The 23,664-nt window shown below is 70.8% G+C and carries 22 protein-coding genes and 1 pseudogene; 14 read left to right on the plus strand and 9 right to left on the minus strand.

The annotated features are described in order from the left end of the window. The first annotated feature begins 61 nt into the window (after positions 1 to 61). From OG393_RS33630 to OG393_RS33670, 9 genes are all read left to right on the plus strand, one after another. Positions 62 to 1,126 (plus strand): radical SAM protein, encoded by a 1,065-nt coding sequence (locus OG393_RS33630; RefSeq protein ID WP_327378865.1) that lies wholly within the window; start codon positions 62 to 64, stop codon positions 1,124 to 1,126. Further along, complete coding sequence (locus tag OG393_RS33635; protein ID WP_327378866.1) at positions 1,126 to 2,289, plus strand: enolase C-terminal domain-like protein; 1,164 nt, start codon at positions 1,126 to 1,128, stop codon at positions 2,287 to 2,289. Before OG393_RS33630 ends, OG393_RS33635 begins: the two co-directional genes overlap by 1 nt. Beyond that, the gene (locus tag OG393_RS33640) at positions 2,286 to 2,993 is read left to right on the plus strand and encodes an HAD family hydrolase (RefSeq protein ID WP_327378867.1); all 708 of its coding nucleotides are present in this window, start codon (positions 2,286 to 2,288) and stop codon (positions 2,991 to 2,993) included. The genes OG393_RS33635 and OG393_RS33640 overlap by 4 nt, the downstream gene beginning before the upstream one ends. Beyond that, positions 2,993 to 4,156 (plus strand): hypothetical protein, encoded by a 1,164-nt coding sequence (locus tag OG393_RS33645; RefSeq protein ID WP_327378868.1) that lies wholly within the window; start codon positions 2,993 to 2,995, stop codon positions 4,154 to 4,156. The genes OG393_RS33640 and OG393_RS33645 overlap by 1 nt, the downstream gene beginning before the upstream one ends. Continuing rightward, positions 4,153 to 6,312 carry a phosphoketolase gene (locus tag OG393_RS33650; RefSeq protein ID WP_327378869.1) on the plus strand — a complete coding sequence of 720 codons (2,160 nt, stop codon included), beginning with the start codon at positions 4,153 to 4,155 and terminating at the stop codon, positions 6,310 to 6,312. The genes OG393_RS33645 and OG393_RS33650 overlap by 4 nt, the downstream gene beginning before the upstream one ends. Beyond that, positions 6,309 to 7,157: a phytanoyl-CoA dioxygenase family protein gene (locus OG393_RS33655; RefSeq protein WP_327378870.1), complete on the plus strand. Its 849-nt coding sequence runs from the start codon at positions 6,309 to 6,311 to the stop codon at positions 7,155 to 7,157. Before OG393_RS33650 ends, OG393_RS33655 begins: the two co-directional genes overlap by 4 nt. Positions 7,158 to 7,201: 44 nt before the next feature. Further along, entirely contained in the window at positions 7,202 to 8,002 is an 801-nt protein-coding gene (locus OG393_RS33660; protein ID WP_327378871.1) for a class I SAM-dependent methyltransferase, read from the plus strand. Positions 8,003 to 8,035: 33 nt separating this feature from the next. Further along, positions 8,036 to 8,803, plus strand: a complete 768-nt coding sequence (locus tag OG393_RS33665; protein WP_327378872.1) for a hypothetical protein — start codon at positions 8,036 to 8,038, stop codon at positions 8,801 to 8,803. Between the two features lie 179 nt (positions 8,804 to 8,982). Next, positions 8,983 to 9,465 (plus strand): NUDIX hydrolase, encoded by a 483-nt coding sequence (locus OG393_RS33670; RefSeq protein ID WP_327378873.1) that lies wholly within the window; start codon positions 8,983 to 8,985, stop codon positions 9,463 to 9,465. Positions 9,466 to 9,599: 134 nt separating this feature from the next. Here OG393_RS33670 and OG393_RS33675 read toward each other — a convergent pair. Next, a pseudogene (locus OG393_RS33675) lies at positions 9,600 to 9,836 on the minus strand (IS3-like element ISAar44 family transposase); the annotation flags it as partial. Between the two features lie 650 nt (positions 9,837 to 10,486). Between OG393_RS33675 and OG393_RS33680 the strand changes: the two are divergent. The 3 genes from OG393_RS33680 to OG393_RS33690 all read left to right on the plus strand — a co-directional run bounded on the left by OG393_RS33680 (position 10,487) and on the right by OG393_RS33690 (position 15,312). Continuing rightward, complete coding sequence (locus OG393_RS33680) at positions 10,487 to 11,911, plus strand: IS1380 family transposase (RefSeq protein WP_327378874.1); 1,425 nt, start codon at positions 10,487 to 10,489, stop codon at positions 11,909 to 11,911. A 218-nt stretch (positions 11,912 to 12,129) separates the two neighbouring features. After that, positions 12,130 to 13,392, plus strand: coding sequence for a group II intron reverse transcriptase/maturase (gene ltrA, locus OG393_RS33685; RefSeq protein WP_327378875.1), 1,263 nt, complete (start codon positions 12,130 to 12,132; stop codon positions 13,390 to 13,392). A gap of 294 nt (positions 13,393 to 13,686) precedes the next feature. Further along, complete coding sequence (locus OG393_RS33690) at positions 13,687 to 15,312, plus strand: IS4 family transposase (RefSeq protein ID WP_327378876.1); 1,626 nt, start codon at positions 13,687 to 13,689, stop codon at positions 15,310 to 15,312. A 20-nt stretch (positions 15,313 to 15,332) separates the two neighbouring features. Here OG393_RS33690 and OG393_RS33695 read toward each other — a convergent pair whose 3' ends face one another. The 3 genes from OG393_RS33695 to OG393_RS33705 form a co-directional block, all read right to left on the minus strand. Next, a complete protein-coding gene (locus OG393_RS33695) occupies positions 15,333 to 16,070 on the minus strand; it encodes a DDE-type integrase/transposase/recombinase (protein WP_327378877.1) in 738 nt (245 codons plus the stop codon). 17 nt (positions 16,071 to 16,087) lie between these two features. Next, positions 16,088 to 16,471: a hypothetical protein gene (locus OG393_RS33700; protein WP_327378878.1), complete on the minus strand. Its 384-nt coding sequence runs from the start codon at positions 16,469 to 16,471 to the stop codon at positions 16,088 to 16,090. A gap of 403 nt (positions 16,472 to 16,874) precedes the next feature. Beyond that, positions 16,875 to 17,378, minus strand: a complete 504-nt coding sequence (locus OG393_RS33705) for an AAA family ATPase (RefSeq protein WP_327378879.1) — start codon at positions 17,376 to 17,378, stop codon at positions 16,875 to 16,877. A gap of 238 nt (positions 17,379 to 17,616) precedes the next feature. Between OG393_RS33705 and OG393_RS33710 the strand changes: the two genes are divergently transcribed. After that, the gene (locus OG393_RS33710) at positions 17,617 to 18,198 is read left to right on the plus strand and encodes an AAA family ATPase (RefSeq protein WP_327378880.1); all 582 of its coding nucleotides are present in this window, start codon (positions 17,617 to 17,619) and stop codon (positions 18,196 to 18,198) included. A gap of 198 nt (positions 18,199 to 18,396) precedes the next feature. Beyond that, positions 18,397 to 18,960 (plus strand): GNAT family N-acetyltransferase, encoded by a 564-nt coding sequence (locus tag OG393_RS33715; RefSeq protein WP_327378964.1) that lies wholly within the window; start codon positions 18,397 to 18,399, stop codon positions 18,958 to 18,960. A 149-nt stretch (positions 18,961 to 19,109) separates the two neighbouring features. On the opposite strand, the gene OG393_RS33720 is transcribed toward OG393_RS33715, so the two are convergent. The 5 genes from OG393_RS33720 to OG393_RS33740 all read right to left on the minus strand — a co-directional run bounded on the left by OG393_RS33720 (position 19,110) and on the right by OG393_RS33740 (position 23,660). Continuing rightward, on the minus strand, positions 19,110 to 19,358 hold the full coding sequence (locus tag OG393_RS33720) for a hypothetical protein (protein ID WP_327378881.1): 249 nt from the start codon (positions 19,356 to 19,358) through the stop codon (positions 19,110 to 19,112). 23 nt (positions 19,359 to 19,381) lie between these two features. Next, positions 19,382 to 19,909, minus strand: coding sequence for a GNAT family N-acetyltransferase (locus OG393_RS33725; RefSeq protein WP_327378882.1), 528 nt, complete (start codon positions 19,907 to 19,909; stop codon positions 19,382 to 19,384). Between the two features lie 550 nt (positions 19,910 to 20,459). Beyond that, entirely contained in the window at positions 20,460 to 20,651 is a 192-nt protein-coding gene (locus OG393_RS33730) for a hypothetical protein (RefSeq protein ID WP_327378883.1), read from the minus strand. A gap of 346 nt (positions 20,652 to 20,997) precedes the next feature. Continuing rightward, positions 20,998 to 22,602, minus strand: coding sequence for a hypothetical protein (locus OG393_RS33735; RefSeq protein WP_327378884.1), 1,605 nt, complete (start codon positions 22,600 to 22,602; stop codon positions 20,998 to 21,000). Further along, positions 22,599 to 23,660: a bifunctional DNA primase/polymerase gene (locus OG393_RS33740; protein WP_327378885.1), complete on the minus strand. Its 1,062-nt coding sequence runs from the start codon at positions 23,658 to 23,660 to the stop codon at positions 22,599 to 22,601. The genes OG393_RS33735 and OG393_RS33740 overlap by 4 nt, the downstream gene beginning before the upstream one ends. Positions 23,661 to 23,664: the final 4 nt, after the last annotated feature.

Here is a 23,664-nt window from a genome sequence, read left to right on the forward strand (position 1 = left end):
ACGACTCCGACGGGCGCCGGCTTTTCCGGTGCCCTGCTCCGTAGGCGAGAGAGGGAAGCCGATGCTCGAATCCGTCCGCCACCTGGAAGAGGTGGCCCGCGAGTGGAAGATCAACCCCGAGGACGTGCTGCTCATCGCGCTGAACAGCTGCGGGGCGCGTTCGCCGCTGGACAAGCCGCGGATGCGGTTCCAGCTGGCGCTGGACTCGCGGCCGGCCGACCCGTCCTACCTGATCCTCTCGCTGGGCCGCGAGGACTCGCCGTTCGAGATCGACGAGCGCGAGCTGCGGCTGCACGGTGAGCGGGTCGGCACGGTCAGCGGCATCGAGGACGATGACGCCGTGCTGGGCTACTGGCGCAACGGCACCAAGATGCTCACCCTGAACTCCAACCAGCGGTCCCAGTGCGTCGGGTGCACGTTCTGCCCGAACACCCTGGAGGGCGCGTCGGACCCGGCGATCCGCGAACTCGACCTGCCCGGCTACTTCGCCACCCTCGCGGCGAACTCCGGGATGCCGGACCTGTCGGGGGTCGAGACCGTGACGGTGTGCACCGGGTGCTTCCTGTACGAGCACCTGGCCTTGGAGCACCTGGAGGGCGTGCGCGCCGCGATGCGCAGCACCGGCTGCGAGGGGACGCTGCACTTCCTGTCGTCGGTGCTCACCAGCGAGGCGGGCCTGGACCGGGCCGCCGGGCTCGGGCCCTTCCACCTGACGCTGACGGTGGAGTGCTTCACCAACCGGGCGAGCATCCTCAAGCAGTCCAAGGCCGCGCTGACGGTGGACCAGATGGTCGCCACGCTCGGGGCGGCGAAGGAGCGGGGCATCACCACGGACTTCACCTACATCGTGGGTCTGGACCCGATCGAGGAGGCCGTGGAGAACCTGAGGCGGCTGGTGCCGGTGACGACGACGTTCCCGCGGTTCCAGACGTTCCAGGCGCACAACCCTTTCATGGACGTCTACCGGGCGCCGGGGTCGGACACGATCGAGTGGAACCTGGCCATGCGCCGCGCGGTCGAGGAGCTGTTCGCGGAGACGGGGCTGCGGCCGCAGTGGTGGCAGAACTACCGCTCGCCGTGGGCGTACACGTTCGCCGGGGGGCAGCTGACCGGGGCGCGGATCTGATGGCCGGCCGGGACGGCGCGGCCGTGTCGGTGGTGCGGGCGGTGCGGGTGTGGCCGGTGGTCGGGCAGCCGGCCGGTCTGCCGGAGGGGTTACCGGATGCGGTGGCCGCGGTGGCGGTCGCGCCGGCGGGTCCGTCGTGGGCGGAGCACCGGACCCGGTTCGCGGTCGAGGTGGTCGGGGACGGGGTCTCGGGCTGGCACGCGCCGGTCGGGGAGGGCGTGGCGCGGCTCGTCGTGGACTCGCTCGCCGACGGGCTGGTCGGGCACGATGCGGCGGCGCCGCGCAAGCTCGGCTACCGGCCGCGGACCAGCAGGCACCAGCAGGGGGCGCACGTCCGGCAGGCCGTGTCGGCGGTCGAGCTGGCGTGCTGGGATCTGGCGTCGCGGGCTTCGGGCCGGTCGGTGCCGGAGCTGCTGGGCGGCACGGTGCGGGAGCGGGTGCCGGTGTACGCGTCCGCGCTCGGGCTGGATCCGGCCCGGCCGGAGGCGGTGAAGGCGGCGGAGTGGATCGCCGGGCAGGGGTTCTGGGGGCAGAAGTGGCCTCTCACCAAGGAGCTGCTGCGCCAGGGCCCGCGGGCTGTCGCCCGGGTGCTGGGGGCGCTGCGGGAGGCGGCGGGCGAGGGCAGGTTCATGGTCGACGGGCTGCGCCGGTGCCGGCTGGACGAGGCGCTCGCCCTGCTGCCGGTGCTGGCCGACCTGGAGGTCGCGTTCGCCGAGGAGCTGCTGGAGCCGGGCGGCTTCGCCTGGGGCCGGGTGCGGGCGGCCGGGGCCGGGGTGCCGATGGCGGCCGGGGAGCACGCGGTCGACGAGCACGAGCAGATGCGGCTGTTGACCGGCGGGTCGGTGGACGTGTGGCAGACCGACCCGGGCTGGTCGGGCGGGCTGGCCCGCTCCCTGCACACCACGGAGGTCGCCGCGGACCTGGGCATGGCGACGTTCCCGCACGGCGACCGGCTGTGGGCGGCGCTCGCGCTGGCCGGCGCGTGCTGCCGGGACAAGGTCCCGGCGGTGGAGTGGCACCTGACGCTGGAGCCGCTGCGGCAGCAGGTGTTCACCGAACCCACCGAGGTGCAGGCGGGGATGCTGCCGTCCGGGCCCGGCGCCGGGCTCGCCCCGCTGCCGGTCACCTCCTCGCCGCTCCCGGCGTGGGGGATCGGGTCATGAGCGACCGGACGTGGTCCGGGGTGCGGGCGGTCTGCTTCGACATGGGCGGCACGCTGGTGCGCCCGGAGCCGGTGGCGACGACCGGCCAGGTCGCCGAGGTCCTCGGCATCTCCCTGGAGCAGGCCCGTGCCTTCATGGGCAGGAGCGCCAAGCGGCGCCTGGTCTCTCCGCAGGGCCTCGCCCAGGAGATCGCGGCCGACTTCGGGCGGCCCGCGCTCGCCGGCGCGCTCACCGAGGTGCTGGAGCGGGCCCGGCGCCGGGCCGAGGACCCGCAGCTGTACCTGGACGTGCCGGACACCCTGGCCGCGCTGCGCGCGCGGGGCTTCGCGCTGTACGCGATGACCAACGCGCTCGGCTCCTCGGTTCCCGAGCAGGAACCCGTCGTGTTCCGCGAGCTGCTGGACGGCGTCTTCTACTCGGCGCGCACGGGCGCGATCAAGCCGGAGCCGGAGGCCTTCGCGGCCGTCCAGCAGGCCAGCGGGCTGCGACCGCAGGAGCTGCTGCACGTCGGCGACTCGGTGAACGCCGACGTCCGCGGGGCCGCGGCGGCTGGCTGGCACACGGCCTGGGTGGACCGGTACCACACGACCGGCCCGCTGATGTCCGCCGCGCCCACGCTTCGCCTGCACTCCCTCAACACCCTCCTCTTGCTGTTGCCCGCCCGGGCGGCGGCGGAGGCGATCACATCGGAGGTGGCCGGCTGATGGAGCCGTCCCGTACGTCCCGCCCGGCAACACCCCCTGTCCACGACCCGCTGACCGCGTCCGTGCCGCTGTTCGACCCCAGTCGGCTGCCGCTGCGCACCTGGTGCGAGGGCAGCCGGGAGGACGCGGTCACCGGCCTGGTCGCCTTCCCGGACTTCCACAGCCACATCCCGCGCTGCCTGGCCGCCGCCCTGGAGGCGGGGCGGCTGGTGGCACTGGCGATCGGGGACGTCGACGGGCTGAAGGACCACGTGGAGCGCACGAACTCCACCAACCCGACCTCCTATGGGCACCTGGCCGGCAACGAGGTCATGGCGACCGTGGGGGCCACGACCCGTGAGTGGTTCCGTGAGCAGCCCTTCGACTCCGGCTGCGCGGCGACGTTCGGCGGCGACGAGGTGATCCTCGCCGCGGTCGTGGATGAAGCCGCCCAGTTCCACCAGGCCCTCGGGATACTGCGGGACCGGCTCGGCGCCGCGCTGCCGGTGACGGTCTCCTTCGGCCTGATGTTCGTCACCGCCGGGGACCTGCCCAACGAACGGGAGAGGGGGTGGAAGCACGCCTTCACCGACAGCCTGCTCGCGGCGGTGGACCGGACGCTGTTCACGCACAAGGCGGCGCGGCGCGCCGGAGGCGGCCAGGGCGGCATCATCGCCGTCACCCGCCCGCCCCAGCTCCCCGAGCCCGACGCGGCGGGCCCGGACCCGATGGTCCTGCTCCCGCTGCCGGCCGCCTCCGACACCGCGCATGTGGTGGCCCGGCCGGAGCGGATCGGCGGCCGGGACTTCCTGCTGCTGCCCTGCCGCGGACCGGTCGGCCAGCGCGGCGCCCAGCTGCGCGTCACCTTCCCCACCGGCAGTTCCAGGACCGTCGTGGCGTACGCGCTGCGCGGGCAGGCCGCGGTGCCGTACGCGGCCGTCACGGACGGCGTGACCGGCGTGCCGCTGACGGTGCAGGGCGTGCGGGACCGCACCCCGCGCAGCGTGCCCGAGGATCTGGCCGCCGCCCTGGAGCGGGCCGGGCTGGACTGGGCGGCGGTGCCCGCCCACGAGCAGGCGCAGATCCTCCACCTGGTCACCGAGGCCGGCACCGCGGAGATCCGGGCCGGGCGGGTCACTGCCGCCGTGGACGCGGCCGCCGCGCGGAAAGGAACGGCTCGGTGAGCGAGACCGTCATGGCTCCCGGGCCCGCTGTTGCGGCGGGCCCGGGGGACTTCCCCGACTGGAGCCAGGCCGCAGCCCACGCCGCGGCGCGCGTGCCGGACGCGGCCGTCACGGCCGCGTGGCGGGCGCTGAACTACCTGTGCGCCGCGCAGCTGTACCTGAACGACAACGTGCTGCCCGCCCGGCCGCTGCGGGTGGAGGACGTGAAGGAGGCGCCGAGCGGACACTGGGGGGTGTGCCCGCCGGTGAACTTCATGCTCGCGCACCTGGGGCCGCTCACCGCATGGCGTCCCCCGGGCAGCGAGGTCCTCGTCGTCCACGGCGCCGGGCACGCCGGCCCGTCGGCGCTCGCCCACGCCTACCTGACGAAGACCCTCACCCTGACCGGCAGCGGACCGGGCTGGTCGGCGGCCGACATGTGCGCGCTGGCCGCGGGCTTCCCGCACACCCGCTCCTACGGCGGGGAGATCACCCCGCTCATCCCCGGCGTGCGCTACACCGGCGGCCAGCTCGGGCCGGCGCTCGCCGTCGCGCAGGGCATGGTCCTGGACGCCCCGCACCGCCTGGTGGTCGCGCTGCTCGGCGACGGGGAGCTGGAGACCGGCGCCGCCGCGGCGGCCTGGACGGCCCGGCGGGCGCTGCTCGGGTCCGGCCTGCACGGCGCGGTGCTGCCCGTCGTGCTCGCCAACGGCCTGCGGATGGGCGGCCCCTCCCTCTTGGCCGGGCTCGACGAGGACGAGCTACGCGCGTACTTCACCGGCCTGGGATACGAGCCGTTCCTCCACGACGGCTCCGACACGGCCGGCTTCCGGACGGTCCTGGCCGAGGTGTTCGCCCGGCTGCGCCCGCTCGGGATCGCCCGCCCCCAGCCGGTGCTCGTCCTGACCATGCCCAAGGGCGCGACCGGGCCCGAGGAGGTCGCCGGCCGCCGGATCGCCGGAACCCCGGCCGTCCACAAGACCCCGCTGAAGGACCCCGCCCACAACGGGGAGGAGTTCGACGCGCTCGCCGCTTGGCTGGCCTCGTACGAGCCCGCCGCGCTGTTCACCGACCGGGGACTGCCGTCCGACCTCGTACGGCAGGCACTGCCGCACCCGCCGCCCCGGCCCCGCCCGGCCCCGCCGGTGGCCCCGCTCGCCGTCCGCGGCACGGAGGCGTGGCCACTGCTCAGCGCAGTGATCCGCGAACGCGCCGCCGCCGGCGCCTTCCGCCTGTTCAGCCCGGACGAGGCCGCCTCCAACCGGCTGCACCTGGCCGACGGACCCGACGGCGGGATGCCGGAATGGGCGAGCGAGATCCTCAACGAGGAGATCTGCCACGCCTGGCTGCAGGGCTACACCGAGACCGGCCGCGACGCGCTGCTGGCCACGTACGAGGCGTTCGCCGCGGTCAACACCAGCCTGCTCGTCCAGCACCTCAAGCACCGCAGCGCGCGGACCGCGACCGGCGCCGGCGGGCTGGCGAACATCAACTACCTGATCACCTCGCTGGGCTGGCGCAACACCTACACCCACCAGAACCCCGGGCTCGTCTCCGCGATGCTGGAGACCGAGAACCCCACCGTGCACGTCTACACCCCGGCCGACGCCACCCGCGCGGCCGCCGTTCTCGCGGTCATGCTCGCCGGCCGGGACCGGGCGAACTTCCTGCTCGCCGACAAGCACCACACGCTCACCTTCCCCCCGGACACCTTCCGCGAGGAGCTGACCGTCGGCGCCGCAATCTGGCCGCACCAGAGCACCCCCGGCTCCGGAAGCCCGGACATCGTCCTGGCCTCCGCCGGGGACGTCGCGGCCCGTGAGCTGTCCCGCGCGGCCGGACGGCTTGCCGATGCCCGCCCGGATGCCCGCATCCGCTACGTGCACGTCAACGACCTCACCGTTCTCGGGCACCCGGACACCTGGCCCGCCGCACTGCCCGACGCCGCGTTCGACCGCCTGTTCCCGACCGGCGCCCCGGTGCTGCTGGCCACTGTCACGCAGGCCCCGGCCGTACGAGCCCTGCTGGCCGGCCGCGGCGAAGCCGCTCGCGTCCGCGTGGTCGGCTACCGCGACCCCGGCCGCCCTCTGCCCTCCGCCGACCTGCTGGAGCACTGCGGCATGTCCGCCGCCGCGCTCACCGCCCAGGCGCTCTCGATGCTCAAGGAGCCGCGATGACCACCCCGCTCGCACCCGACCCCGAGCAGCTGGCCGCCTTCGACCGCGACGGCCTCCTCGTCCTGCGCGGCGCCCTCACCCCCGAGGTACGAGACCGCGCGGCCGAGGCCGCCGTACGACTCCTGGCCACCGACCGCTCCGCGGGCCGGGACCGCTCGGTCGACGGCAAGGACGGCTTCCGCGGCGTCCTCGCCCTGGACGACGCCTTCCTCCCGCTCCTCGCCAACCCGGCCGTGCTGCCCACGCTCATCGGCCTGCTCAGCCCCAACATCCACCTGATGTCGAGCAACCTGATCTCCATGCCGTCCCTGCCGGACGAGCAGCGCACCATCCGCGTGCCGTCCCGCCACGGCTGGCACCGCGACATGTCCTCCACCGTGGCCGACCTCGGCGTCGAGCACACGCCTCGTCTGGCGATCAAGGTGGCGTACTTCCTCACCGACCCGGGCCCGGACGCCGGGCTCACGATGTTCGTGCCCGGCAGTCACACCCGCACCGGGCCCGTCACCGTCCCGGAGGGGGACATCGACCCGGCCGGCGCGATCACCCCGGACTTCGGCCCCCACGACGTGGTCCTCTTCGAGAACCGCACCTGGCACGCCGGCGGCCTCAACCGCTCCGGCCACGACCGGCTCGCCGTGATGATGCAGTACGGCTACCGCTGGCTCAACGCCGTCGACGACCCCGACCCCGGCCTCCTCGACCGGCCGGACCTGGACGACGTCGCACGGCAGCTCCTCGGCGCCCGCGACCGCCACCCAGACGGCTCCGTCGCCCGCGAAGGCTCCGGCGCGCGCCCCCTGGCCGACTGGTGGAAGCACCTGAACACCGCCCCGGCTCGTTGACCGAACACCCGACCCTGACCGCACCCCCGCGAGAGACTGGACCCGTGACCTCGTACACGCCCGACGAACTGTTCGCGTCCACCGCGCCGTACTACGCCGCGCACCGGCCCCGCTACGCGCCCGAGTTCTACACCCTGCTCGCCGACCGCTTCGGCCTCGATGGCACCCAGCGCGTCCTCGACCTCGGCGCCGGCCCCGGCATCATCGCCCTCGACCTCGCACCCCTCGTCGGCGAGGTCATCGCCGTCGATCCCGAGAAGGGCATGCTCGAAGAGGGCCGCCGCCTCGCCGCCGAGCAGGACGTCACCAACATCGACTGGCGCGAGGGCGACTCCACCACCCTCCCGACGATGGACATCGGGCCTGTCCTGCTCACCGTCATGGGCGCGGCCTACCACTGGATGGACCGCGACCAGGTCGCCCGGGACCTCGACCGGATCATCGAACCGGGCGGAGCGATCGTCCTCGCCTCCGGCGGCGCCCCCGGCGACCTCGAGCCCGCCGACTGGCGCCACGTCGTCGACGAGGTCCGCACCCGCTACCTCGGCCCCGAGCGCCGCGCCGGCTCCGGCACCTACTCCCACCCCAAGGAGCGCCACCAGGACGTCCTCGCGCGCTCCCCGTTCTCCAAGGTCGACACCGCGCGCTGGGACCACACCCTGACCCGCACAGTGGACGAGGTCATCGGCTGGGTGTTCAGCCTGTCGTACTCCAGCCCCGCCCAGCTCGGCGAGCAGAAGGACGCCTTCGAGGAGGACCTGCGCGCAGCGCTGCTCGCCTTCGCCCCTTCCGGGCGGTTCGACGAGGTGATCCGCACCGAGGCGATCATCGCCACCAGGCCCTAACCCGGCCAGGGCCGACTCGGGCATACTACCCGCGTGACAGCACCCAGGATCGGCGACGTAGCCGAAGCGCGCGTCGCCCGATACCTCCGTGAGCGGGGTTACACCTTCGAGGTGGAGCCCGAGTTCGGCATCGGCCGCCACCCCGACTACCTGATCACCGCGGGCGAGCACACGCTCGTCGCGGAGGTGAAGGCGTTCGAGACGTACGGCATGTTCGAGAACGCCGTCCCGGGTCAGGTGATGTCCCGCTCGCTCAGCGAGGCGCTCGCGCCGATCCGTAAGCAGATCAAGAAGGCCGCCGGCCAGCTCAAGGGCCTGCGGGACCGGGGCTGGCCGCTGGTCATCGTGCTCGACAACCCCGGCGGCCGGCCGATCCCGTTCGACTCACCGCACATGATCCTGTCCGCGATGTGCGGCGATCTCACTGTTCAAGCCCCGGTCCTGCCAGACGGGGTACTGGGCGACTTCCGCGGCGTCGCGGGCCGCAACGGCAGCCTGCGCAACGACCACCCCTACGTCAGCGCCGTAGCGGTCGTGCGCCGGGAGGACCACGCGGCGCAGTGGGCGGGAGCCTGGTTCGAGGAGAACCGGGCTCAGTTCGGTGACGACGTCCTGGCCCTGGTGGCCGCGTTCACCGAGGCGAGCCAGGACGCGCCGGAGGGGGACGAGCTCTTCCTGGAGGTCTACGAGACCCTCAGCACCGAGGCCGTCCCGCTGCCCCGCGACGTGTTCAACGGCCCTCGAGACCGCCGGTGGATCCCGAACACCGACCGGTCCGCGCTCATCCCCATGACGGACTAGAGCTCCGTGGGCCAGCAAGAACTGCTGGAGCAGCGTGCTGCTCTCTCGTGTTTCCCGCTCGCCGGGGTGGGCCGAACAAGGCTTCACCGACTGCAAGGGTGCTCGACCACGCTCGGCGGCGGCAGTACGGGGGGTGTGAAAGCCGTTCGCTGGCCTCTCGGCCGCTCTACGGTGGGGACATGATTCCTGATTTTGTATCAGATCTCCGGAAGGCTGTCGGTCCCGACTGCCTTCTCTGGCTCCCGGGTGTGGTCGCGGTCGTGCGCGACGAGAACCGGCAGGTACTGCTGCAGCGCCGGTCTGCTGCCGGCCTGTGGACGCCGCTGAGCGGGATCGTGGAGCCGGGAGAGGCGCCGGCTGCCGCGGTGGCACGGGAGGTTGAGGAGGAGACCGGACTGCGGGTGCTGGTCGAGCGCCTGGCCGCGGTGACGCATTCTCCGCCGGTACGGCACAGTAACGGCCACCGGGCGCAGTACTTCGAAGTCGTCTTCGCGTGCCGCCCGGCGGACCCTGACCAGTTGCCGCAGGTGTGCGATGACGAGTCGGTGGACGTCGCCTGGTTCTCGCTGGACGCGCTGCCGCCGATGAGCGAGCGGATGCGGGAAATCATCGGCTTGGTCGAAAAGGATGAGACCGCGGCCTGGTTCGCGCCGAACGAGTGACCACTAGGCACGCCCGCCGTCGAGCACCGCGGCGAGGCTCAGCAGTTAGGCCGGCACAGCCTCCGTACGCAGGGCGAACTTGCTCAGGCCCGCCGCGCGCGGAAGATTTCAAGTCCAGTGAGACGGTCGTGAGGCTATGAGGTTTGTGGTGTGGGTTCGCGGCGCTTGGCCGGGTCGTTGATCCATGCCTGCTGGGGTATCCGGGGTGGGCGGGGGCGGCGGCCGAAGCGTTCGGGGTGGCGGGCGTATGCGTCGGCGAGGGTGACGGCTCGCTGGTCGCGGACCTCCTCGGCGGTGCCGAAGTGCACGCTGGCGGGTGTGTGCCAGCCGATGCCCGAGTGCCGGTGCTCGTGGTTGTTTGTGTCCTGAACGCGAGAAGACGCTTTATGTAGGTGAAGCTGATTCTGCGGTGCTGTGCGAGAGATGAAGGAATTGTTGGCCCTTCGGAGCCGCCCTGCGGGGGGAGGCTTCAAACCACCTCATGCTGCGTCAGTTGAATACTGTCGTGGTGAGCGATGAGGAAAAGGCGTCGTAAGAGGCGTCAGGTAGGGACCGGGAAGACGAGCGCAAGCGAATCGCTGCTGACGTGTCGTAATGACTTAGACGACATCGAAACCGGGGTGTGCAACCAACTCCGGGATGAGCCTGGCGGATACCCGTCTACTGGCCAGGTGGTGTCCGGCATATAGGCGACGTGAGTCCGGTCTGCCGCTCTCGCATGGAACAGGAGAAGGCGCGTCTCGATACTGCCCGACACATGAGCCGGGCGAGAGGGAGTGTCCCAAGCGGCAACCACCGCAAGGGATCGAGTACCGAAGCGGGACGCGCTGGCGGACCGGCTCGTAGTAGTGACGAAGCCCCTGTAATCGGGGCGGAGCGAAGGGGCCGGGTCGTTCGTGACTGACCCTGGCTCTTCAGCCGAATTGGCCGACTGATGGCCTGAAAGCAGAGAGGTGCCGCTGACCTGCGAGGATGCGACTGTCGAGGAAGCATCGGTAGCAGAAGTCAGGGCACCTTTCTGGTGAGTGAGCGTACAGGGTGGGACCGGGGCCTGGTCGTACGGGCCGACGGTAAGGGGCTGGTCGGGCATGCGGGGGTGGTGCTGTTGCGGCGCCTCGCGGATCGGGCAGGGCTGACCGAGGCGCTGGCCGGGGCGTTCCCGCAGGGCGGGTCGGGGTGGCGGGACCGGGCGGTGGCGTTCGTGCAGCTGGGCATAGCGATCGCGGTCGGAGCCCGCAGCATCTTGGAGGCCGAACAACTGGCCCTGCACCATGAACGGTTGACCGGCCCGCGAGTCTCCGACTCCACGACGCATCGCACCCTGGAGCTGCTGGACGGCGACCGGCTCGCGCAGGTCGCCCGGGCGCGGGCGAAGGTCCGCCGGGTGGTGTGGTCCTGGCTCGCGTTGCGGCCCGGCGGGTTTCCCTGGCTGACCGTTGCCGGGAAACGCCTGCACAACTGGGTGATCGTCGACATGGACGCCACCATCATCACCGCCGCCTCGAAGAAGCAGGGTGCGGCAGCGACATGGAAGAAGACCTTCGGCTTCCACCCGCTGGCGGCCTGGTGCGCGAACACCGGCGAATGCCTGGCGATGCTCCTGCGCCCGGGCAACGCGGGCTCGAACACGGTCAGTGACCACAAGAGGGTGCTGGCCGACGCGCTCGCACAGATCCCCGGCGCCTCCACCGCGAAGATCCTCGTGCGGGTCGACGGAGCCGGCGCCACCCACGGCCTACACGAACACCTCACCGCGCTCAACACCCGCCGCCGCACAGTGAAGTTCACCACCGGCTGGACCATCACCGAGGCCGACGAACAGGCCATCGCCAAGCTTCCCGAAGCGGCCTGGGAGACCTCCCTGAACCAGGACGGCACCGTCCAGGAGGGCTACTTCGTCGCCGAACTGTCCGGGCTGAGTGAACGCGAGGGCTGGAGCGAGGGCCTACGGCTGATCGTGCGGCGGGTGAAACCCTCCAGCCGGCACACGGCGAATCTGACCGGCTTCGAGAAGAAGACGGGCTGGAAGTACTCGATCACCGCGACGAACATCCGCAAGATGACCCGGATCGCGGGCTCCCACCAAGCGCAGTGGCTGGACGCTCTGCACCGTCATCACGCCGTCGTCGAAGACGAGGTGCGGACGAACAAGGCGATGGGTCTGCACAACCTGCCCCTGAAGTCCTACCAGGGCAACACCGGCTGGATGCTCGCGGCGAACCTCGCTGCCGACCTCGATGCCTGGCTCCGCCTCCTGGCCCTCCACGACCAGGACGGCCTTGCCGACGCCGAACCCGACACCATGCGCTTGCGGATCTACCACCAGCCCGGACGCCTCGCCCACCACGCCCGCCGCCGCTACCTCCGCCTCGATCCGGCATGGCCCTGGACCAGCGCGTTCACCCTCGCCTGGGCCCGGATCACCGACCTGACTGCCGTCACCTGACGACCGGCCCCCACCCCCACGAGGACCAGGAGGGAGAGCTCGCACCACCCCACCGGGAGGCGTGGAACCCCGGCGCAGCCGCAGCGACACGCGACGGCCCGACCTCACAACGCGAGGGACATTACGGGCGAACCATCACATCGATCAACGTGAACTCACCGCTGACGAATCGAGGCTGAGTTGATCGCATCAACCGGATGTTCCCCGGGAGGAGTTCGATGGACCAGTTGAAGTCACAGACCAAGCCGTTTGAGATTTCGAAGTGGGAAGTTAAGGAGGCGTGGGAGGACGTCAGGGCAAACAAGGGCGCTCCGGGGGTGGATGGACAGAGCATCGACGACTTCGAGAAGGACCTGAAGAACAATCTCTATAGGGTCTGGAATCGAATGTCATCGGGCTCCTATTTTCCGCCTCCGGTCCGCATGGTGGAGATTCCCAAACCGAAGAGCGGCGAGACAAGAATCCTGGGGGTTCCGACTGTCGCCGATCGCGTGGCGCAGACTGTGGTGGCCCGGCATCTGATGCGACGGGTGGAGCCTGTATTCCACCCTGACTCTTTCGGATACCGGCCCGGACGGTCCGCGCTGGACGCGGTCGAGCGATGCAGGAAGCGGTGTTGGAAGAAGGACTGGGTGATCGATCTCGACGTCCAGAAGTTCTTCGACAGCGTGCCCTGGGACCTGCTCGTCAAAGCGGTGGAAGCTCACTCCGATGCCGTATGGGTGGTGTTGTATGTCAAGCGGTGGCTCGCCGCCCCGCTGCAACTGCCCGACGGCAGCCCGCTGACCCGTGAGAGGGGAACCCCACAAGGCGCCCCGGTATCTCCCGTTTTGGCGAACCTGTTCATGCACTACGCGTTCGACCTGTGGCTGGACCGGGAGTTTCCCACCGTCACGTTCGAGCGCTACGCGGACGACGCCGTGATCCACTGCGTCTCCGAGCGGCAGGCCCAGCACGTGCTGGCCGCGCTCACGGACAGGATGGAGGAGGTCGGGCTGCGACTGCACCCGGCCAAGACCCGGATTGTGTACTGCAAGGACGGCAAACGCCAAGGTGCCTATGAGTACACGGCGTTCACGTTCCTCGGGTATACCTTTCGCGCCCGCAAGAACCGGGACAAGCACGGCAGGCTGTTCCTGTCGTTCGACCCGGCGGTCAGCAAAGACGCCCTGAAGAAGATGAGCGCGCAGGTCCGTTCCTGGCACCTGCACACGCGCTCGGATCTTTCCTTCACCGAGCTCGCCCGACGTATCAACCCGGTCGTGGCGGGATGGATCAACTACTACGGGCGGTTCCGTCCGATGGAAATTGATCCCCTCCTTCAGCGCATCAACGCCTACCTGGTGCGCTGGATCCGTCAGAAGTACAAACGGTTCGCGGCGAAGCGGAAGGCCCTCGCGAAACTGCGGGAAATCGCCAAGCGATACCCCCGCATGTTCGCGCACTGGCGCCACACCGCGAGAGCCGCGTCGGCCTGGTGATCAGAACGACAAGAGCCGTATAACGGGAGACTGTTACGTACGGATCTGTGAGAGCCGAGGGGTGAGATTCCCCTCGGCTACTCGGCAGTACGCGATGAACGCGTCGAACCACTCGCGGGCATGGGCCAGCGAGTCGAAGCGTTCGGGGTAGTCGGCAATGCCGCGTAGTTAAGCCATGGCGGAGCACGTCAAACCGCACCGGCACATGGATTTTGACGATCTGTCGTACGCAGCAACGGGACCTCCGGTAGAGCAGAGAAGCCGACCAAGGTCTTCCTGCCCGGAGAGGTCCCGTTGCCCAGCCAGTGTGTCACCACTACCGTCACCCGAACCATCACGGTCGCCTCCGGGGTCTTTGCGCCCGGTCACCTCGGCGAGCTGACCCAGCAGGTCCCCTTCGAGCTCGTCGACGCTGTCCTGGACGAGACACTGACGACCCAACAGCGTCTTCGGCATCTACCGTCGCGCGTCGGCGTCTACTTTCTCCTGGCCCTGGCGCTGTTCCCGACACTGGGCTACGCGCGGGTGTGGGACAAACTGACCGCCGGCCTGCACCAACTTCCCCTGCACAGACCCTCGGAGAAAGCGCTTCGAGACCTGCGCCGCCGCCTGGGACCAGCACCGTTGAAGACGTTGTTCCAGGTGCTGGCCGGTCCGCTGGCCCAGCCGCGAACCCCCGGCACGTGCTACCGCTCCTGGCGCACGGTGGCCTTCGACGGATGCAGCTCGCTCAAGGCCCCCGACCAGCCGCGCATCCGGGCTCTGCTCGGCAAGGCCCGGCACCGCTGGGGCGTGGCCGGATACCCCGCCCTGCAGCTGATGGCCCTGTGCGAGACGGGAACCCGCGGACTGCTCGGTGCGGTCTTCGGCCCCACCAGCAGCGGGGAGGTGGCCTACGCCACCAGGCTGCTGCCCCTGCTGTCCCCGTCGATGCTGCTGCTGGCCGACCGGGGTTTCGACAGCAAGGAATTCCTCGCCGACGTCGCCGACACCGGGGCCCAATTCCTGGTCCGGCTGCGCTCCCAGCGGAGCCCGGCGGTGCTGACCGTCCTGCCCGACGGCTCCTACCTCACCCGCCTTGGCCGGCTCAAAGTCCGCATCATCGAGGCCGACATCACGGTGACCACCCGCGACGGGCAACACGTGGGTGACCGCTACCGGCTGGCCACCACACTGCTCGACCACCGCAGCGACCCCGCCACGGCACTCGTGCGCCTCTACAACGAGCGCTGGGAGATCGAATCCGCCTTCTATTCGCTCCGCCACACCCTGCTCACCGGGCGTGTCCTGCGCTCGTGCGACCCCTTCGGCCTCGAACAGGAACTCTGGGCCCTCCTGGCGCTCTATCAGATCCTGCGCAGGGCCATGGTCGAGGCCGTCGAGTCGGCCCCCGGCACCGATCCCGACCGCGCCAGCTTCACCGTCGCGCTCGAAGCCGCCCGCGCCCAGGTCACGACAGCCCGCGGGATCCGGCCCCCGGACAGCGGCACCACGGCCCAGGGATCGATCACAGACGCAGTGATCTCCGCGCTTCTGCCACCACGACGCCCGCGTATGAGCGCCCGCAAGGTGAAGTCACCGATGACCCGCTACCCGGGAGTCGCCACCGATCCCAGGCCCGCGACCAGCCAGGACATCACACACCTGGCCATCACCGTCCACCAAGCCGTCCTGGCGCCACCACCTGCTCCGCGAGCTCCCGGCCGCCGCGCACTCCTGCTGCGGCTCCTGCGCACCGATCCGCACCGGACCTGGCAGTGCCGCGAGATCGCCGAGGGCATCTCCTGTTCGAACATCAGAAGCCTGTGGACGCAACTCCGCGACTGGACCAAGGAGGGCATCTTGCACAAAGTAGCGCGCAACACCTACGAATTAGCACCGGACTGGGTCTGTGCGAATCCATGTGCCGGTGCGGTTTGACGTGCTCCGCCATGGCTTAACTACGCGGCATTGGGGTAGTCGGACATGTACTTCGTGGTCTTGAAGTGGGCCTCGCTGTAGGGGTTGTCGTTGGAGGTCTTCGGCCGCGAGTGTGACCGGGTGACGCCGAGGTCGGTCAGCATCTGGGAGACCTTCTTGGAGGTCATCGAGGTGCCGCGGTCGGCGTGCACGGTCTCGGGCACGATGCCGTTGCGGATGATGGTCTCCCGGATCAACTCCTCGGCGCGTGCGGCTGATTCGGCGGCCTCAACGGTGTGGCCGACGATGGAGCGGCTGAAGATATCGATGATGACGTAGGCGTGGTACCAGACGCCCTTGACCGGTCCGGCCGCCTTGGTGATGTCCCAGGTGAATACCTGCGAGGGCCCGGTGGCGACCAGTTCGGGCACCGACTTCGCCGGGTGGGTGGCCTGGCGGCGTCGCTCGCCTGTCTGTCCCTTCTCGCGCAGGATCCGGTACATCGTGGAGACGGAGCAGTGGTAGCGCCCGGCATCCAGCTCGCGGGCCCAGATCTGCGCGGGAGGAAGTTCGGCGTGCTCGGCGCTGTTCATCAGCTCCAGTACCGCCGCCCGTTCCTCGGGTGTGAGAGCCGAGGGCTGGACCTGTGGTTTCCTGGGCTTTCGCTCTGGTGGGGGCCGCAGCCGGCGGTAGTGGGTGGCCCGGGAGCGGCCGGTCAGCCGGCAGGCGGCCGTGATACCGAGCTCGCCCTCGACGCCGGTGAACGCGTCGTCGGCCACCGGGTCGGCGGCAGCGATCAGTCCGCGCCCTCGGAGATCATTTCCAAGAGCGCGGAAGCTTTTCCCATAACTTCCAGCGCGGCCTTGTTCCGGGCCAGTTCCTTCTCCAGTCGCTCCACCTGGCGGCGCAGCTTCTCGTTCTCCGCTTCGGCTGCCGGCTTCTTCGGCCTCGCCGGGCTGGTGCGCTTGTCGACCAGCTTCTCCAGGGCCCCGGCATCCCGCGCGGCCCGCCATTCCTTGACGTGCGAGTGGTACAGCCGCTCGCGGCGCAGGACCGCGCCCTTCTCGTTCTTGGGCGCGGCGTCGTACTCGGCCACGATCCGCAGCTTGTACTCGGGACTGAAGGTGCGGCGCTTCGGCCGGGCAGCCGGGTCGGGTCCGGCGGGGTTGGTGCTGGTCATGAGGGGGTGGTTCTCCTGTCGTGCCCTCTCAGACTAACCCGACGAAGCGGGACGTCTCACCCAAGGCTGACAGAGAGGGCGGTCGATGGGCTTCCACGTCACCCGCCGGTGCTGCGCGGACGTGGGCTGCTGCGCCATAGCCATCGTGGATTCGTCTCCTGTGCCGATCGTGGTGAAGCCAGCCTGGCAGGAGGGCACACCATGGCGTCGGGGAATCTCGCCTTAAAGGCCAGTCGCCTTTCCGCTTACAGCTGTGCTGACCGCACGGCGGCCGACGGTTCGCGGACGCCCCTGCTACGGGGATGGCGCTGGGCGAGGTCGGTGACGATGGCGTGGATGCTTGGGCGGTTATGGGCAGCTACGCCACGGGGGGGCGGTGAGACTTCCTGCTCGGATCGCATCGTCAGAGCCAGCCCAGTTCCACGATCTCCTCTCCCTCCCCCTGAGGGGCCTCGAACCGGGCGAAGAAGTCGTCCAAGGCCTCTGGCGTCACCAGCAACGAGTTCGCGTCCCCACGCTCGTTACGCTCCGCAAGCCGGCGCAGCAACTCCTCACGGCCGACCGGGAAGTACAGCAGCCTCCACCGCCCACCGGCCGACTCCACCAGCTCCTTCATCGCCTCGCGGTCCTTGCGCAGCCACAGCCCGTGGTCCCACACCACATCCCGACCCGCCGTCACCAGCCCCACCAGCCGCCGGCGCATCTCGTCGACGACCGGGGCCTCCTTCTCGAAGTAGGTGTCCTCCCGGTAGTCGACGCCATACCGGCCGTGCCGTTCGAAGACCACCTCGTCCACCGACAGCCGCACCACGCCCCGGGGCTCCAGCACCCGCTGGGCGTACGTCGTCTTGCCCGAGCCGGTGAGACCCACCAGCAGGAACACCACCGGAGTCTCGCCCTCGGCCACCACCCACTCCTTCAACTGTCTCCCGCGTTCCCCGGCAGTCTGCCACCGCCGGCCCACCCGGATCCCCCGGAACCGGCCGCCGCCTCTCGAAGGAGCCGCCCGTGTCCGCCCCGTACTCGCGCGCCTATGTCCGCCAGGCCCCCGGTACCCTCGCCAAGGCCTCATGGCCGTCCGGCTCACCAAGCGGCAACCTCGGACCTGCTCTGCGCCCCGCCTCCACCACCCTCGGAGTCCACACGTGCCCGTCCGACCCCCGACCCTGGCCGTGGTCAGCGGCCCGCCGGCGACCGGGAAGACCACCCTCGCCCGGGAACTCGCCCGGTCCCTGGGCTGCCCCGCGATCCTGCGTGACGAGATCAAGCAAGGGATGGTCATGAACCATCCCGGTCACGACGCCGACGGCGACGACCCGCTCAACATTCCGGCCCTGAAGGCGTTCTTCGCGGCGATCACCGTCCTCCTGCGAGCCGGCACCACCGTCGTCGCCGAAGCTGCCTTCCAGGACCGCCTCTGGCGCCCCGGGCTGGAGCCGCTCACGGAGCTCGCCGATCTCCGGATCATCCGTTGCACCACCCCGGCGCCAACCATCGCCCAACGCATCACCGACCGAGCCCGTGCCGACAGCCACCGAGCCGCTCACGGCGACAAGGCCCTGCTCGCCGACATGGCGGCTGGCGTGTACGACCCCGATCAGTTCGTCCCCATCAGCCTGGACGCCCCGAAGCTACTGGTGGACACCTCCGACGGCTACGCGCCCGGCATGGCGGAGATCCAGAGATTCGTGCTGTGGACGGATCCCGAGGGGGACATAAGCTGGTGATTTCACGGTGCCGGCCCTCCCTGCTCGCCTCCCGGCGCCGGGGTGTCCGCTGGTGCCACGGAATCGCGTCCGACCCGATCCCGCTCCACGCCCGGATGCAGACTATGAACAGCGACGACGTCGCCGAGCCGTCCTCGACCCGCGCCTACACCCCCGTGCTCACCATCGGAGACCGCCATCACCAGCCCCGCTGACCCGATCATCTGGCTGCGCACCGAGACCTGTGGACTCGGCCCCTACCGCGCCGACCTCGTCGAGACCTACTGGCGCTGGGAGCAGGACCCCGCCCTCCTGGTCGGCTACGGACGCCAGGCCCCCGAGTCCCTGGAAGCCCGCACGGAAGGCATGGCCCACCAACTGCGCGGCGAGAACATCCGCTTCACCATCTACGATCTCACCGACAGTGAACCCACTCCTGCCGGTATTGCGACCCTGCTGCCCGACCACAGTGTCCGCACCGCCGAGTTCGTGATCATGCTCGGTCCGGAGGCACGCGACCGGGGGCTGGGCACCGCCGCCACCCGGCTGACACTCGACTACGCCTTCCACGTCACGAATCTGCGGACGGTCTGGCTGAAGGTCCTCGCCCCGAACACCGGGGCGATCCGCGCATACGAGAAGGCCGGCTTCCAGCACGTCGGCCCGATCCGCCAAGCCGGGTACTGGCTCGGCCAGGTATGCGATGAGATCGTGATGGACGCCCTGGCTTCGGAATTTGGTGCCCCGTCAAGCATCACCCCCGGAGCCTCCAAGCCTTCCTGAGCGCCCTCGTCCGTGGTGTGACCTCGTGGAGTCGGTAGACCCGGGGCAGGTCGCGGCGTAGCGTCAGGGGTGAGGTCCCGCCGTATCCCCCGTCGGCGGGACCTCCTTGGTTCCAGCCGGTGGGGCGCACACGCCCGCTGCTTTGTTCGTCAGCCGCGAGGCTCGGGGCCGGCCTCCGTCACCAGGGTGATGCGCTCGGCGCAGACGGACGGGTCTCCCGTACGGTGCCCCGGCTCGAACACCGCGACGGTGTAGCTAGCGATCCCGGACGGCAACTGCAGGAACATGTCGTTGATGCGCGACTTGGTGTGCTCCAGGGCATCGGACGCACGGGGTTGGTCGACGGTCAGCATGCGCGGCCCGACCCCAGGGATATCCACCTCGACGTTCCACTTCATGCGGCCATCCTGGCAGGGCCGGGCTACGTGAGCAGGCCGCTGCGCGGGGGACGCGCCGCTGGTTGCAGGACGACCTTCCTCAGCGCCCGGTTGATGTCGGGATTGCGGCCGGGGACGTACGAGCGAACCGGTGTGTAGCCGCATGCGGTGTACAGGGCGAGGGCGGCGAGGTTGTGCACGCCGGTCTCCAGCAAGAGCTCGGTGTGGCCGCGGCCGAGTGCGTCTTGTTCGAGAGCGGCGAGGATCCGGCGGCCGAGGCCTTGCCCGCGGGTGGGCGGGGCGACGTACATCCGCTTGATCTCTGCGGTGGAGAGGCTGCGGGCCCGCCAGCCCCCGCAGGCCAGGGCCGGTCCGTCCCCCAGGCCGGCGACCAGGAACAGGCCGTGCGGGGCGTCGAACTCCACGCTCTCGGTGGCCTCGGGGTCGTCGGCAGTGCCGTAGGTGGCCAACTGCTCCTGGTGAAGGGCTTGGGTGAGGGCGCGGGCGTCGGCGGTGCCGTACCGGACAGCGGTAAGCGTCCATCGGGGGTCGGTCTGCAGCAGCGAGGTCATGGTGTTGATGGTGCCGCGCGAAGAGGAGTCCAGTGCATCCCCGTGTCCGGCGGCGCGCCGCCCGGCCAGCGGTTGGGCGGACCGTAGTGAGGAGGGTGCGGCACCAGGCGCTGCGCTCAGTCGGCTCCAGGCCGAGGCCCGGGACCTCGGCCGGCCACCGTGGGCCGTGCCAGCCCTGCTTGGTGACGCAGGCGCCTGCGGTGACGCTGCTGGATGACGCTGTGGCGGGTGCCCGATGCCCGCGCTGACGTGCGGGTTCCCCTCTGGCTAGGTGGGCGACAGACGCTGATGACGCTCTGACGCACCATGTCTCCGGTCCACTTTCCTCCTTCCCTCCCCTTCTAGTGAGATGGGGTATGAGAGCGTCATCAGCGTCATAGCCACACAGCCACGCACAAGAACATGAAGGTCAAAGCCAGTTCAGGGTGGGCAGAGAGTGCGTCATGGGGAGCGTCACCGCTGCGTCACCGCTGTCCCGTGACAAGTGATCTTGACCAGTTGCCAGGTGAGTTTGACCGCCTGCTTCGGCCTTGCGAGCACCGATCTATGGTTAGCAGTGAATCCGTAGGTCGCCGTCGTGACAGAGGACGACGACCTGGTCGCCAGTCTCGATGACGTGCCAACGTTGCTCCCGGGCGTGGCCAAGAAGGGCGTCCATCCCGCCGTTGTTGTCCACGTCCCTCCGGGCGCGTCGGACCACGCCGCCAGCAGTGGCCTGCCCGGCTTGGAACATCTGTTGCATCCAAGGAGTCAAAGGCATAACTCGACTGTAGGTCGGGGAAGGTCAACCCGCCTGTCCCACCAAACCGAGCGGTCAAACTCACCTGGCAATCGGTCAAGATCATCTGCCAGAGGACAACCGCCTGCCGGACGCGACGACCGTCTCGCGTCCGGCACCGCTGGGCCCACGGTGGTCTCCCCCTCCCCCGCGGGCCCCGGGGTGCCGGACGCTGTGGGAGGCGCTCCTCGGACTGGACCGGCCGGGCTTCCGCGGGTGTCCGGGCATGCGGACGGCCCGCGCGTCCAGGCGGCGACGGCGGGTGAGGGTGAGGGGTATGGGGGCCTGGGTCCGTCGGGCGGGTATTCGGTTAGGTGCGCGGCTCCGGGGTGGAGTGGAGGGTAATGAGGAAGCCGCGCCCGGAGCCGGTGCGGGGCGTCTTGCGGATGTCGATGCCTCGGCCGCGCAGCGCGGGGGCGAGGGAGGTCAAGCGGGCGGAGAGCAACGCGGTCGTCTTGGGCCAGGTGTCCGGGAGGGGGCCGGGTGGCCGGAGGACGGTGTCGATCTGGCCGGTGGTGGCCTGCCATTCGGTGGTGTACGCGGCGCTGGCCCAGCGGGTGAGGGCGGTGGCGACCGGGTCGGCGTCGATGACGTCGTCGGTGACTTCTTCCTGAGCGCCGGTGTAGGTGGCCAGGGTGTCCCAGCCGGTGACCGCGTCCAGGGCCCACAGCAGTTCGGCCCAGTCGGCCATCCGCGGCCGCTGGTCGAGCTGGGCGGCCGCGTCGGGTAGGCGCGCCCACACTGCGGCGGCCAGATCGAGCAGGCCGCCGAGGATGCGGCCGTGCGCGGCACGGTAGCTGCGCCACAGGTCGGCCTCGCTGCGCCGGGCCTTGGGGTCGATCATCTCCAGGGTGAAGGGGAGCAGGCGTTCGGCGAGGTCGGGCTGGAGGGCGCCGACGTCGATGCCGGTCAGCACGACGGGGCGCTGGTACGCCCAGGAGGCGACGTCATCATCCGTATACATCTCGCGTTTGGCGACGGAGGCCCCGGTGACGGTGCGGCACAGGAAGTCCGACAGCCACTGGGGGATGCCGGCGATGTTGTCCAGGCCCATCGTCCAGCCGGCCGAGGCGGCGACCGCGCCGTCGTCCTCGCTGCGGGGGACGTTGCGGACCTCGGCCCGGATCCCGTCGAGGACCCGCAGCAGCTGCCTCGCGGAGGTGGTCTTCGCGGTGCCGCGTTCGCCGTTGAAGTACGCGACGGGGCGGGGCATGTTCGGCCGCAGCCCGGCCAGCAGCCAGGCGACGGCCATCCGCCAGGACGGTTCGGCCAGCGCGGACAGCTCGCGCAGCAGGCCCAGGCCCACCCGCCAGCCGCCCGGGTCGCGTTCGGGCATCGGGAGCTCGCCGGTCAGGCGGGTGCGCCGCCACAGCGGGCCGTCGCCGACGGGCGGCGTGATCACCGACCAGGTGCCCGGTTCGATGCACACGCTCTGTCCGTCCGTACGGCCGAGGTCGAGCCAGGTCACCTGCTCGTCAACGGGGTCGGGGGCGATCCGCAGGTGGACCGGCTGTTCCGGAGCGTCCAGGGCAAGGGCGTCCATGGAGGCGATCGCATCGGTCAGGCACCCCTGGGACGGGGCCCTGCCGGTGCGCAGGACGTAGGAGCGGTTGAGGAGTTGACGCAGGCTGCCGGTGCCGCCGAAGCCACCGGCGGCGCGCAGCGGGCGGGCGATCGGCGGGCCTTCGGCCGGGACGGCGTACGCGGTTTGGTCGCAGCGCACCAGGACGTACTCGTCCATGCCCAGGTGCAGCAGGACATCGGCCTGCGACATCTTCGGCCCGCGCTCGGGGCTGGGCTGCTCGTCCGGTGCCGCGGCTGTCGACTCCCCCGCTTGGGCGGGCGGTGCCGGACGGGCGGGTCGGGGTTCGCCGGCCGGGAGCGGGAGCGTCACGCGGGTGGTCAGGTCGGTCATGGCCGTGCTCCGGGGCTCGGGATGGTGCGCGGCGAGCGCATGCCCGCCTGGAGTGCGCGGCGGAGGGTGGACTGGGCCTTGGCTTCGCCGGGGTCGACCCCGGCGAGCGCGGCAGCCTCGGTGAGGGCCTGGTGGACGTCGTCGAGCTCCAGCAGTCCGGCGCCGACCAGCTGGCCGAGTCTGAACCCGGCGCGGTTGAGCTGGTCGTTGCGGCCGGAGCGGGCGCCGGCGACGGTCTTGGTTTCCCGGCGCAGTGCCGCGGCGGCGTACGCGGCCGCGTCGCCGGGCCGGTGGCGTACGGCGGGGCGGGGAAGCCGGATCCGGGCCGGCGGCGGTTCGGCGGGGTCACGGCGCCGCATTCCGACGCGGGCCAGCTCAAGGGCGAGCCAGCGCGGCAGCCGGGCGGGTTCCATCACCGGACCGGTGACCTGGTAGCAGCCGACCGGGGTGCGGGTGGTGGGCGCGACGGCGGTGGACCAGCCGGCCCGCACGTCGATCTGCCAGCCGAGCCGGCCCGAACCCTGGGTGAAGCGGGCGTCATCGGTCCGGTACCAGAGGTGGATCCCGCCCCCCGGGGTGCGCACCGTCAGCGTCGGCGGGGCGTGCAGCAGGCTCTCGGCCCGCCGCACCCGGCACAGCAGCTCCAGCACATCCACCCCGGTGCGCACCCGATCGGCCTCCGGGACGGCGGCCAGGTCGAGGCCGGGCAGCACCAACTCCCGCCCGGGGAGCGGGTGGTGGTGGTCGTCCAGGTCGAGGACCAGGAGACCGGACGGCCCGGTGGCCACGCCGACGGCGAAATCGCGGCCGCGCCACCAGCGGCGGATCAGGTCCGGATCGGTCGTCGCCGCCCGCACCCCGTGGCAGTACCGTCCCGCCGCCAGGCAGCCGCAGCCGCCAGCGCCCAGGTCGGGAAACCCGCAGGGCGGCGGGCCACCGGGCGTGGGCGGCCGGCACCGGCGGCAGTTGCCGGTAGGAGTCTTCGATCCGGGGCACAGCGGATGGACCCACCACCCTCTGCCCGCGCACCGCAAGGCCAGCTCGAGTCCGTTGCTCACGCCG

It is taken from the genome of Streptomyces sp. NBC_01216 (assembly GCF_035994945.1).
Taxonomy (GTDB): Bacteria; Actinomycetota; Actinomycetes; order Streptomycetales; family Streptomycetaceae; genus Streptomyces.

What these genes read in the sequence shown, in the direction of transcription:
- OG393_RS33655 (WP_327378870.1), top strand. Translation starts at nt 6,309, where the DNA reads ATGACCACCCCGCTCGCACCCGACCCCGAGCAGCTGGCCGCCTTCGAC.
- OG393_RS33645 (WP_327378868.1), top strand. Translation starts at nt 2,993, where the DNA reads ATGGAGCCGTCCCGTACGTCCCGCCCGGCAACACCCCCTGTCCACGAC.
- OG393_RS33720 (WP_327378881.1), bottom strand. Translation starts at nt 19,358, where the DNA reads ATGAAGTGGAACGTCGAGGTGGATATCCCTGGGGTCGGGCCGCGCATG.
- OG393_RS33735 (WP_327378884.1), bottom strand. Translation starts at nt 22,602, where the DNA reads ATGACCGACCTGACCACCCGCGTGACGCTCCCGCTCCCGGCCGGCGAA.
- OG393_RS33630 (WP_327378865.1), top strand. Translation starts at nt 62, where the DNA reads ATGCTCGAATCCGTCCGCCACCTGGAAGAGGTGGCCCGCGAGTGGAAG.
- OG393_RS33725 (WP_327378882.1), bottom strand. Translation starts at nt 19,909, where the DNA reads ATGACCTCGCTGCTGCAGACCGACCCCCGATGGACGCTTACCGCTGTC.
- OG393_RS33640 (WP_327378867.1), top strand. Translation starts at nt 2,286, where the DNA reads ATGAGCGACCGGACGTGGTCCGGGGTGCGGGCGGTCTGCTTCGACATG.
- ltrA (WP_327378875.1), top strand. Translation starts at nt 12,130, where the DNA reads ATGGACCAGTTGAAGTCACAGACCAAGCCGTTTGAGATTTCGAAGTGG.
- OG393_RS33700 (WP_327378878.1), bottom strand. Translation starts at nt 16,471, where the DNA reads ATGACCAGCACCAACCCCGCCGGACCCGACCCGGCTGCCCGGCCGAAG.
- OG393_RS33730 (WP_327378883.1), bottom strand. Translation starts at nt 20,651, where the DNA reads ATGCAACAGATGTTCCAAGCCGGGCAGGCCACTGCTGGCGGCGTGGTC.
- OG393_RS33670 (WP_327378873.1), top strand. Translation starts at nt 8,983, where the DNA reads ATGATTCCTGATTTTGTATCAGATCTCCGGAAGGCTGTCGGTCCCGAC.
- OG393_RS33635 (WP_327378866.1), top strand. Translation starts at nt 1,126, where the DNA reads ATGGCCGGCCGGGACGGCGCGGCCGTGTCGGTGGTGCGGGCGGTGCGG.